Origin of the sequence: Nocardioides zeicaulis (assembly GCF_042432345.1) — a bacterium.
Lineage (GTDB): Bacteria > Actinomycetota > Actinomycetes > Propionibacteriales > Nocardioidaceae > Nocardioides > Nocardioides zeicaulis.
In genome coordinates, this window is sequence record NZ_JBHLXH010000001.1 from 723,062 (window position 1) to 733,366 (window position 10,305).

The 10,305-nt window shown below is 74.8% G+C and carries 9 protein-coding genes; 6 read left to right on the forward strand and 3 right to left on the reverse strand.

The annotated features are described in order from the left end of the window. Positions 1–135: 135 nt before the first annotated feature. Genes ACFFJG_RS03590 through ACFFJG_RS03605 form a run of 4 tightly spaced genes read left to right on the forward strand, consistent with a single transcriptional unit; the run spans position 136 to position 4,401 of the window. The gene (locus ACFFJG_RS03590; protein ID WP_378517235.1) at positions 136–702 is read left to right on the forward strand and encodes an O-methyltransferase; all 567 of its coding nucleotides are present in this window, start codon (positions 136–138) and stop codon (positions 700–702) included. A gap of 22 nt (positions 703–724) precedes the next feature. After that, on the forward strand, positions 725–2,209 hold the full coding sequence (locus tag ACFFJG_RS03595) for a gamma-glutamyltransferase (protein ID WP_378517236.1): 1,485 nt from the start codon (positions 725–727) through the stop codon (positions 2,207–2,209). 4 nt (positions 2,210–2,213) lie between these two features. Then, on the forward strand, positions 2,214–2,891 hold the full coding sequence (locus ACFFJG_RS03600) for an ABC transporter ATP-binding protein (protein ID WP_378517237.1): 678 nt from the start codon (positions 2,214–2,216) through the stop codon (positions 2,889–2,891). Continuing rightward, a complete protein-coding gene (locus ACFFJG_RS03605; RefSeq protein WP_378517238.1) occupies positions 2,881–4,401 on the forward strand; it encodes a DUF6297 family protein in 1,521 nt (506 codons plus the stop codon). Before ACFFJG_RS03600 ends, ACFFJG_RS03605 begins: the two co-directional genes overlap by 11 nt. A gap of 3 nt (positions 4,402–4,404) precedes the next feature. Here the strand turns inward: ACFFJG_RS03605 and yczE are convergent, their stop codons facing one another. Further along, a complete protein-coding gene (gene yczE, locus ACFFJG_RS03610; RefSeq protein WP_378517239.1) occupies positions 4,405–5,097 on the reverse strand; it encodes a membrane protein YczE in 693 nt (230 codons plus the stop codon). A 61-nt stretch (positions 5,098–5,158) separates the two neighbouring features. On the opposite strand from yczE, the gene yczR reads away from it, so the two are divergent. Continuing rightward, entirely contained in the window at positions 5,159–6,622 is a 1,464-nt protein-coding gene (yczR, locus tag ACFFJG_RS03615) for a MocR-like transcription factor YczR (protein ID WP_378517240.1), read from the forward strand. A gap of 13 nt (positions 6,623–6,635) precedes the next feature. Here the strand turns inward: yczR and serA are convergent, their stop codons facing one another. Further along, the gene (gene serA, locus ACFFJG_RS03620) at positions 6,636–8,231 is read right to left on the reverse strand and encodes a phosphoglycerate dehydrogenase (RefSeq protein WP_378517241.1); all 1,596 of its coding nucleotides are present in this window, start codon (positions 8,229–8,231) and stop codon (positions 6,636–6,638) included. Between the two features lie 154 nt (positions 8,232–8,385). Between serA and ACFFJG_RS03625 the strand changes: the two genes are divergently transcribed. After that, positions 8,386–8,958 (forward strand): YdeI/OmpD-associated family protein, encoded by a 573-nt coding sequence (locus ACFFJG_RS03625; RefSeq protein ID WP_378517242.1) that lies wholly within the window; start codon positions 8,386–8,388, stop codon positions 8,956–8,958. Between the two features lie 15 nt (positions 8,959–8,973). Here the strand turns inward: ACFFJG_RS03625 and ACFFJG_RS03630 are convergent. Continuing rightward, the coding region (locus ACFFJG_RS03630; protein WP_378517243.1) for a hypothetical protein at positions 8,974–10,305 on the reverse strand (1,332 nt) is incomplete at its 5' end.

The window sequence follows — 10,305 nt, forward strand, 5'->3', positions numbered from 1 at the left end:
AAGACGCTCCGCATGGTGCAGCGACTGTACGACCGGGGTCGCGGGCCCGCACCCGGTTTGCCCGAACGTGTCAGATCGTGAGATCGCGGACCACCGGGTGGGATCCGGTGGCCGAGGTGGCAGACTCGCGGCCTCATGTCTGCTCCCCCCGACCTCCCCCACGTCGTCCAGCGCGCGTTCGACGTGTGCCGCCAGGCCGGCTACGTCGCCTTCTGCCGCAACGAGACCGGCCGGCTGCTGGCCACCCTCGCCGCCACCCGGGGCGGCACCATGGCCGAGTTCGGCACCGGCTGCGGCGTCGGCACCGCGTGGCTCAGCAGCGGCGTGCGCAACGGCGCCCGGATCCTCACCGCCGAGCTCGACGAGTCGCTGGCCGGTGCGGCCTCGCGCATCTTCGAGGACGACGACCGGGTCGAGGTGCTCGCCGCCGACTGGAACGTGCTGCGCGACCGCGGCCCGTTCTCCCTGCTGTTCCTCGACTCCGGCAGCCCCTCGGAGGTCGGCGTCGACTCGATCATCGACCTCGTCGAGCCCGGCGGCATCGTGGTGCTCGACGACTTCGCGCCCTGCGAGTCGTGGCCCCCGATCGCCTACGGCCGCGTCGACACCCTGCGCGAGCAGTGGCTCACCGACGACCGGTTCACCGCCGTCGAGGTGATGGTCGCCGCGGACGCCTCGACCGTCATCGCGACCCGGCGCTGACCGGCGCGGCCAGGCGCACCCGATGACCAGGCTCGCCGTCGCGGCACCCAGCCGCGTCGCCGCCGACGCCGCGGTCGAGGTCGCGCGCGCCGGCGGGTCCGCGGTCGACGCCGCGATCGCCGCGGCGCTCGTGGCGATGGTCAACGAGGTGGGGCTGGTCTCGCTGAGCTCGGGCGGCTTCGTGGCCGTCCAGCCGGCGTCGGGGGCGCCGTACACCGTCGACGGGTGGATGGACCGGCCCGGCCGGGGCCGCGGCGACGACGCTCCCCCGCCCCGCACCTGGGACGTCACCACCGACTACGGCGGCGGCGTGACCATCACCATCGGCCCGGGATCGGTCGCGACCCACGGCTCCCTCGCGGCCTTCGGCGAGGCGCACGCACGCGACGGCCGGCTCCCCTGGAGCGAGCTCGTCGCGCCGGCCGTCGAGGTGGCGCGCGGCGGGTTCGCGCTCGGGTCGGCCTCGCGCTACTACCTCGACCACGTCCACGAGACGGTCTTCGGCTGGGACGGCGCCAGCCACGCCGCGCTGCACGACGCCGACGGCCGGCTGACCGGTGACCAGGTCGTCGTGCCCGACCTCGCCGCCACCCTCGAGCACGTCGGCGCCCACGGGCCGCGCGCCCTGCACGAGGGCGACCTGGCCCAGCTCCTCGTCGACGACCTGCAGGCGCGCGGCGGCCTGCTCGCCACGGCCGACCTCGCGGCGTACGAGCCCGTGGTGAGCGCCCCGCTCACCACCCGCGTCGGGCCGTGGACCCTGGCCACGACGCCGCCCCCGTCGGTCGGCGGGGTGGTGGTGGCCTCGATGCTGCGCCTGCTCGACGGCCGCCCGCGCGGCGGCTGGGACGCCGACGACGTCGCCCACCTCGTGCGGGTGCAGCGCGCCGTGCTCGGCCACCGCCGCGAGGTGCTCGAGACGGCCGGCGACCTCGACGAGGCGGCGCGCGCCTGGCTCGACCGGGTCGACGCCGACCACCGCGCGGTCCTCGAGTCGGGCTCCACCGCCCACGTCTCGGTGACCGACGCCGACGGCGCCGCCTGCTCGCTGACCGTGTCGTCGGGCTACGGCGCCGGGATGATCGCCGCCGGCACCGGCATCTGGCTCAACAACTGCCTCGGCGAGCAGGAGCTCAACCCGCCCGGCCGGCCGCTGGCGGTGGGCAGCCGGCTGCTGTCCAACATGGCCCCGACGGTGGGCCGCCACGACGACGGCTCGACCCTCGCCATCGGCTCCCCCGGCGCGGACCGCATCACCACCGCGGTCGTGAGCGCGCTGGCCGGGTTCGTGGGCGGGATGGGGCTGGCCGACGCCGTGGCCCACCCGCGCGTGCACGTGCACCGCGCCGGCCTCCCCGACGAGGACGTCCGGGTGGAGGACGAGCTCACCATGTACTTCGGCGGCGTCGGTGCCGCGCTCACCACCCGCGCAGGGCACCTGGAAGCGGTCGCCGACCCGCGCCGGGCAGGGGTCGCCGAGGTGGTGGACCCCAGCCTGCTTGGATGACGGCATGGCCAGGAAGAAGCCCCGCACCGCGAAGCCGGCGCTGCTCGCGGTCCGGGGCATCACCCGGGCGTTCGGCGACCGCACGATCCTCGACGGCGTCGACCTCGACGTCCGCTCCGGCGAGGCCGTGGGTGTGGTCGGGCCCAACGGCAGCGGGAAGTCGACGCTCCTGCGCTGCATCGTGGGCGCGGACGACGCCGACGCGGGCGGGTCCACCCTCGCGGGCCACCCCCTCGACGAGCGCCTCCCCGGCATCCGTGCCGACCTGGCCGTCGTCATGGACGACATCGACTTCTTCCCCGACCTCTCCGTGGTCGAGCACCTCGACCTCGTCGCGCGGGCGCACGCGCAGCCGGACGCCGAGGAGGTCGTCAACGGCGTGCTCGCCGAGGTGGGCCTGATGGAGGTCTCCGGCCAGCTGCCCTCGACGCTGTCGTCCGGCCAGCGGCGCCGCCTCGCACTGGCCAGCGCGTTCGTCCGTCCCCGCCGGCTGCTGGTGCTCGACGAGCCGGAGGCCCGCCTCGACACCGACGGCGTGGCCTGGCTGGGCGAGCGACTCGTGGCGGAGAAGCAGGCCGGGGGCGCGGTGCTGATGGTGAGCCACGACGCCGGCCTCGTGGCCCGCGTGTGCGACCGGGTGGTCCGTCTCGGGGGCGCGGCGGAGCCGTCCGATGTCGGCTGACGCTCCCGTGGGGCACGCGGAGGTCACGACCGCACGCGAGGTGCGGCGCGAGATCCGCGACTGGCGCCGCGGGCGTGCCGAGCTCAGCTGGGGCGAGGCCCTCTCCGACGCCTACGTCGGCCTCTTCTGCGTCGTGATGGTCGGTGCGATGGCCGGCAACGTCGTGCTCCACCTGCGGCGCCTCGCCGACGAGACCTGCACCGGCAGCTGCGGCGAGGTCCGCTCGGCCGCCCCCTGGCTGGTCGCGCTGGCCGTGGCGCTGCTGGCGCTCGGCATGGCACGCCTCCTCGGGCCCGTCTTCAGCCCGCCCGCCGCCAACGCGTGGGTGCTGACCTCGCCCGTCGACCGTGGCGCGCTGCTGCGACCGGGGTGGCTGCGCACCGCGACGCTCACGCTGGTCGGGGCGGCGCTCCTGCTGCTGGCTCCCGCGGTGCTCGGCGGCTTCGCGTGGCACGACGCGGTCGTCTACCTCGTCGCCGGCAGCACCACGGCGCTGGCGTGCGTCGGCGTCGCGGCACTGTCGCAGGTGCGGGAGGACCCGGTCTCGCGCTGGCTCACCTGGCTGGTCACCCTGGCCCTGTGGGCCGTGCTCGGCCTCGCCGCGACCCGCGAGCTCGGTCGGCTGCCGGACGTGCCGCCAGGAACCGTCCTCGTGGTCGCGGTCGTGACCTCGGTCCTCGCGGTCCTCCTCGCGTGGCGTGCGGCGGTCGCGGTCGGCTCGGTCTCCCGTCGCGTCCTCGGCCAGACCGAGCACCTCTCCCCCAGCCTGTCGGGCGCCCTGTCGTCGGTCGACCTCGGCCTGATGTACGACGTCCTGCTCGCCCGCCGCTGGGGACGTGGAGCCCACGTGCGCAGCCACACCGGCGGCCCGCTCGGCTGGCGCGCGCTGGTGCACCGCGACCTGCGCCGCGCCCTCCGCTCGCCGCAGCCCTTCGTGCTGCTGGCCGGGCTCGTCCTGGTGCCCTACGCCGCGGCGGAGGCCGACGCGGGCCGGGCGGTCGTGCTGGCGACGACGCTCATCGGCCTGCTCGGCGGCCCTGCGCTCTGCTCGGGGCTGCGGGTCGTCGTCCGGACCCAGGGACTGGCGCGGATGATGCCGTTCAGGCGTCAGACGCTGCTCCTCGCGCACCTCGTCGTGCCGGGCACCGCCCTGATGCTCTTCGCGCTCGCGACCACGCCGACGCTGGTGCACGAGGTCCCCGGCGGCCGGGCGTTCGACCTCGCCGTCGGGTGCGGACTGTCCTCCGTGGCGGCGACCGTGCGCTGGATCACCGGCAAGCCGCCGAACTACGCGGCCCCGATGGTGAGCACCCCCGCCGGCGGCGCGCCGACCGGCGTCCTGTTCAGCGTGGCCCGCGGCTTCGACGTCTGGGCGGTCACCGCCCTGCCGCTCATGTTCGGCCAGGGGGGCCTGCTCCTCTCCTCGCTCGTCAGCGTCGGCGTCATCGCCTTCCTGACCTCCGAGGGTCTCCAGCAGCCGCCGACCTCGACGACGACCCAGCCGCGCTGAGGCTCAGCGCGCGTCGGGCGCCGTCACGTCCACGGTGAACCACGGCAGCATCAGCTGGGTCAGCGGGCCGATCGCGAGGGCGTAGACGACCGTCCCGACCCCGAGCACGCCGCCGAGGAGCAGACCGATGGCGACGACGGCGACCTCGAGCCCGGTGCGCACGAGCCGCAGCGACCACCCGGTGCGGCGCGCGATCCCGGTCATCAGGCCGTCGCGGGGCCCGCGGCCGAGCTGGGCACCGATGTAGAGCGCGCTGGCCAGCCCGCACAGCACCACGCCCCCGAGCATCAGGCCGGTGCGCGCCACGAGCGCGTCCGGGTGCTCCAGGGTGGCGAGGGTCAGGTCGGCGGACATCCCCACGACGACGGCGTTGCTGATCGTGCCGAGCCCCGGCATCTCCCGCAGCGGGACCCACAGGACCAGCACGACGAAGCTGAACAGCACGACCGCCTGACCCAGCGTCATCGGCACGTGGCGGATGAACCCCGAGTGGAGCACGTCCCAGGGCGCCAGGCCGAGGCCGCCGCGCACCATCATCGCCAGCGAGACGCCGTAGAGGAACAGCCCGACGAAGAGCTGCGGCAGCCGGCGCGCCAGGCGGCCGGCGCGCAGCTGCGCGAGCGGGCCGAGGTCGACCAGGACGCTGCGCGGTGAGGTGCTGGCGGGGACCGGTTCGAGGGAGGTGCCGCGGGTCATGGCTCCATCCTGACCCCGATTGGCATTGTTCGGAATGGCCAATCGTGCAAAGGTGGCCACCATGAGCCGGACCGTGAGTGCCCAGCGCGTGGCCACCCTCGTCGGTGACTTCCCCCGCACCCCGGCCTACGTCGGCCTCGCCGACCGGGTGAGGGTGCTGATCGGCGACGGCCGCATCGGCCTCGACGTCCGGCTGCCGAGCGAGCGCGAGCTCACCGCCGTGCTCGACGTGTCCCGCACGACCGTCACCCGGGCCTACGACGTGCTGCGCGAGACCGGGTACGCCGAGGCGCGGCGCGGTGCCGGCACCTTCACCCGCGTCCCCGGTGGGCGCCGGCGCGCCCACGACCGCGCGCTGATGCCCGGCACCGGTGGCGACGACGTGATCGACCTCAACTGCGCGGCCCACTCCGCGCCGCCCGGCCTGATGGAGGCCTACCAGCGCGCCACCGAGCAGTTGCCGGCCTACCTCGGCGGACCGGGCTACTTCCCGCTCGGCATGCCGGCCCTCCAGGCGCGGATCGCGGCGGGCTACGACGCGCGCGGGCTGCCGACCCTGCCCGAGCAGGTCATGGTGACAGCCGGTGCCCTCGCGGCGGCGTCCGTGGTCGCGCGCGCCTTCACCGCGCCCGGCGAGCGCGTGGTGGTGGAGTCGCCGACCTATCCCAACGCCACCGAGGCCGTGCGCCACGCCGGCGCCCGGCTCGTGCCGGCTGCGGTCGACCCCGACGGCTGGGACCTCGACGCCCTGGCGGCGACCCTGCGCCAGACCTCGCCGCGGCTGGCGTACCTCATCCCCGACTTCCAGAACCCCACCGGCCACCTCATGCCCGACGCGCAGCGCGAGGAGCTCGCGCTCGCGCTCGCCCGCACGCGGACCGTCGCCGTGGTCGACGAGGCCCACCAGGCGCTGGCCCACTCCCCTGCACTCGCCGCCGCGATGCCGCGCCCCCTCGCGTCCTCCGCTGACGGCGCGATCACCATCGGCAGCGCGAGCAAGGCGTTCTGGGGCGGCCTGCGCCTGGGCTGGGTGCGAGCGCCGCTCGCGCACATGGACCGGCTGCTCCAGGCGCGGGTGGGGCTCGACCTCGGCGCGCCCGTGCTCGAGCAGCTCGTCCTGTGCGACCTGCTCGACCGGGCCGACGAGGTGCTCCCGGTGCACCGCGAGCGGCTCGCCGCCGGACGCGACGCCGTCGTCGACGCGGTCCGCACCCACCTCCCGGACTGGCGCTTCCGCGTGCCCGAGGGCGGGCTCGCGCTGTGGTGCGAGCTGCCGGCCCCGCTCGGCACCGCCGTCACCGAGGAGGCGGCCCGGCGCGACGTCGTCCTCGCACCCGGGCCCGTCTTCGCCGTCGAGGGCGGCCTCGACCGGTTCGTCCGGATCCCGTGGACGGCGTCACCGGAGACGCTCACCGAGGCCGTGCGCCGCCTCGCCGCGGCGTGGGACCACGTCGCACGCACGGACCGGCCGGCGCCGCACCGACCGGGGTCGAGGAGCGGCGCCGGCCGGGTGGTGGTGGCCTAGCGGGAGGGGCGGGTCAGGACAGGTCGACGGCGCGCACCGCGACCGCCTGCATCGCGGTGTCGATCTGAGCGAGGGTCTCGGCCGGGATGGCCGAGTCGACGCTGAGCGCGACGAGCGCGGCGCCGCCCTTGTCCTGGCGCGAGACCTGCATGCCGGCGATGTTGACCTGGGCGTCGCCGAGGATGCCGCCGACCGTGCCGACCATGCCCGGACGGTCCTCGTAGGTGAGGAACGCCAGGTGGGTGGTCGGCTCGATGTCGACGTCGAAGCCGTTGACCTCCACCAGCCGCTCCTTCTGCGCCAGCCCGACGAGCGTGCCGCTCACCGAGACCTGGGTGCCGTCGGCGAGGGTGCCGCGCAGCGTGATGAGGTTGCGGTGGTCGGGGCTCTCCGACTCGGTGACCAGCCGCACCTCGGTGCCGCGCTCGGCCGCCAGCAGCGGGGCGTTGACGTAGGAAACCTGCTCCTCGACGATGTCGGCGAACACGCCCTTGAGCGCGGCCAGCTCGAGGACCTTGACGTCGTACTCGGTGATCTCGCCGCGCACCTCGACGTCGAGCTGCTGCGCGACCTCGCCGGCCAGCGCGGTGAACACGCGGCCGAGCTTCTCGGTGAGCGGGATGCCGGGGCGCACGTCCTCGGCGATCACGCCGCCCTGCACGTTGACCGCGTCGGGCACGAGCTCGCCGCTGAGCGCCAGGCGCACCGAGCGCGCGACCGCGATGCCGGCCTTCTCCTGCGCCTCGTCGGTGGAGGCGCCGAGGTGGGGCGTGGCGACGACGTTCTCCAGCTCGAAGAGCGGGCTGTCGGTGCAGGGCTCGGTCGCGAAGACGTCGAGGCCGGCGGCCGCGACCTGCCCGTTCTTCAACGCGTCGTAGAGCGCCGCCTCGTCGACGATGCCGCCGCGTGCGGCGTTGACGAGCACCAGGCTCTGCTTGGCCCTGCCGAGCTGCTCGGCGCCGATCAGGCCGACGGTCTCGGGGGTCTTGGGCAGGTGCACGCTCATGAAGTCGGACTCGGCGAGCAGCGTGTCGAGGTCGACGAGGCGCACGCCCATCTGTGCGGCGCGGCCGGCCTGCACGTAGGGGTCGTAGGCGATGACCTTCATGCCGAACGCGCTGAGCCGCTGGGCGACGAGCACGCCGATGCGGCCCAGCCCGACGATGCCGACGGTCTTCTCGTAGAGCTCGATGCCGGTGTACTTCGAGCGCTTCCACTCGCCGTTCCTGAGCGCGGCGTGGGCCGGGCTGACGTGGCGGGCGGCGGCCAGCATGAGCGCCACGGCGAGCTCGGCGGCGCTGACGATGTTGGAGGTCGGGGCGTTGACGACCATGACGCCGGCCTGGGTGGCTGCCTTGACGTCGACGTTGTCGAGGCCGACACCGGCGCGGGCGACGACCTTCAGCCGCTGCGCCGCGGCGAGCGCCTCGGCGTCGACCTTGGTCGCGGAGCGGACCAGGATCGCGTCGACGTCGGCGATCGCGGGAAGCAGCTCGGCGCGGTCGGCGCCGTTGCAGTGGCGGATCTCGAAGTCGGGGCCGAGCGCCTCGATGGTGGCGGGGCTGAGCTCTTCGGCGATCAGCACGACAGGCTTGGCGGGTGCGTTCACAGCGGGGTCCTCGAGAGATCTGGGGATGTGTCCGGGACTGCACGACGCTGTGCGCCGCCCACTGTACCCACAGCACCGGGACGACGTGGCGGGTCCCCGCATGTGGGACGCGCCGACCCTGACGGCTGTCGGTGCCGCGCCCTAGCCTGTCGCCATGGGCGTGATGGACGACGCGGAGCGCCTCGAGCCCGCGAGCGTGCAGGAGTGGAGCGACTGGCTGCGCGCGCACCACGAGCAGCCGCAGGGCGTGTGGCTCGTCAGCCCGCGCCGCGCCGTCGAGCGACCCTTCTCCTACGACGAGGCGGTCCGCGAGGCGCTGCGGTTCGGTTGGGTCGACTCCACCGTGCGACCTCTCGACGAGGCGCGGACGATGATGTGGTTCGCCCCGCGCCGCCGCGGGAGCATGTGGACCCGCATCAACAAGGGCCGCGTCGCCGACCTCGAGGTCGCCGGGCTGATGGAGGCCGCGGGGGCCTCCGCCGTCGCGCTGGCCAGGGAGAGCGGCATGTGGTCGCTGATGGACGAGGTCGAGGACGGCGTGGTCCCCGACGACCTGCAGGCCGCGCTCGACGCGCACCCCGGCGCCCGCGAGCACTGGGACTCGTGGTCGCCCTCCGCGCGCAAGATGATCCTCACCTGGATCGTGCTGGCCAAGCGGCCCGAGACCCGGGCGGCCCGGGTGGCGACGTCGGCGGAGAAGGCGGCCCGCGGCGAGAAGGCGCAGTAGGTCGGACGCCGGCCCTCAGCGGGCGCAGGCGTCCCCGGGGAACAGCTCGCGGTCCGGCTCGGCGGGGTCGACCAGCTGGACCACGTCGGCGTTGGTGCCGGTCCACGACGGCAGGCCCGGCCCGTCGACCGCGTCCTGGGCGAGCCACAGCTCGGCCTGCAGCGACCACTGGACCAGCGAGCCCACGATGCCGTACTCGTCGGTGGTGATGACCGGGCTCGTGCTGACCGAGAAGGGCGAGGTGTACCACTTCTTCGCGGGGTCGAAGTCCTTGCCGTCGCCCATCAGGCAGCGCACGTTGGCCCAGTCGCGGGCGTTCGGCGCCGCCAGGTAGTCGACCGCCCGGGTGTGAGCGGTCGTCAGCCCGAGGGCGACCAGCACCGCGCCGCCCACCACCCCGACGGCCGCGACGGCCCGCCACGCGACGTACGCGGTGGTGTAGGCCACGCACGCGGCCACGCCCACCCAGAGGCTGAACTGCGTGGGGGCGGCCACCCGGTAGCTCGCCCACATCTCCAGGGGCAGCACGGCGGCCGCGCTCGCGAGGGTCGCCAGCACCACGGCGGCGGGGAGGACGGCGTGGCGCAGGCCGAGGAGGAGCGGGGTGCAGGCGAGCGCCAGCGCGAGGACGAGCGACCAGACCGCGCCGTCGCCGGTCGACGGGACGTGGAGGTCGAACGCCACGGGCAGGAAGCTGTGGACGTACCAGTCGATCCGCTCGGACCACGTGCCCTGCCCGATGCGGGACGCACCGACGCCGTCACGGCTGAGGATGTAGACGGTGTTGAGCGCGAGGGCCGCGACGCCCATCACCCCGACGACCACGGGACGCCACCAGCGGACGGTGCGCCGCTGCGCGAGGTCCGCGGCGGTCACGAGGAAGGCCGGCAGCATCGCGACGGTGACGACCTGCTGGTAGCTGAAGGCCGTCACGAGCAGGAGGGCGCCGGAGGCCAGCCACCACAACCGGTGGCGCCAGCCGACCATGAGGCCCGCCACCACCGCGGTGGCGTAGGAGTGGATCGCGCCCATCAGGATCGCCCACGTGGCGGTCGACGGCGAGGCGGTGAGCAGCATCGGGGTCAGGCCCACGACGAGCGCCGCCGGGTAGCGCGTCCAGCTGCTCGCCGTGCGGGTCATCACCAGGACCATGAGGGCAGCGGCGACGCCGCTCAGCGCGAGGACCGAGACCACCACGGCGCGCATCTGCCAGAGATCGGCCACCGAGGTCGCACCGGGCACGACCTTGCCCATGATCCAGCCCGGGATCGGGCGACCCTGGTCGAGGTTGAAGGGCAGGTAGTACGAGCCGAGCTGGTCCAGGCGCGAGGTCTGGACGTACCCGTA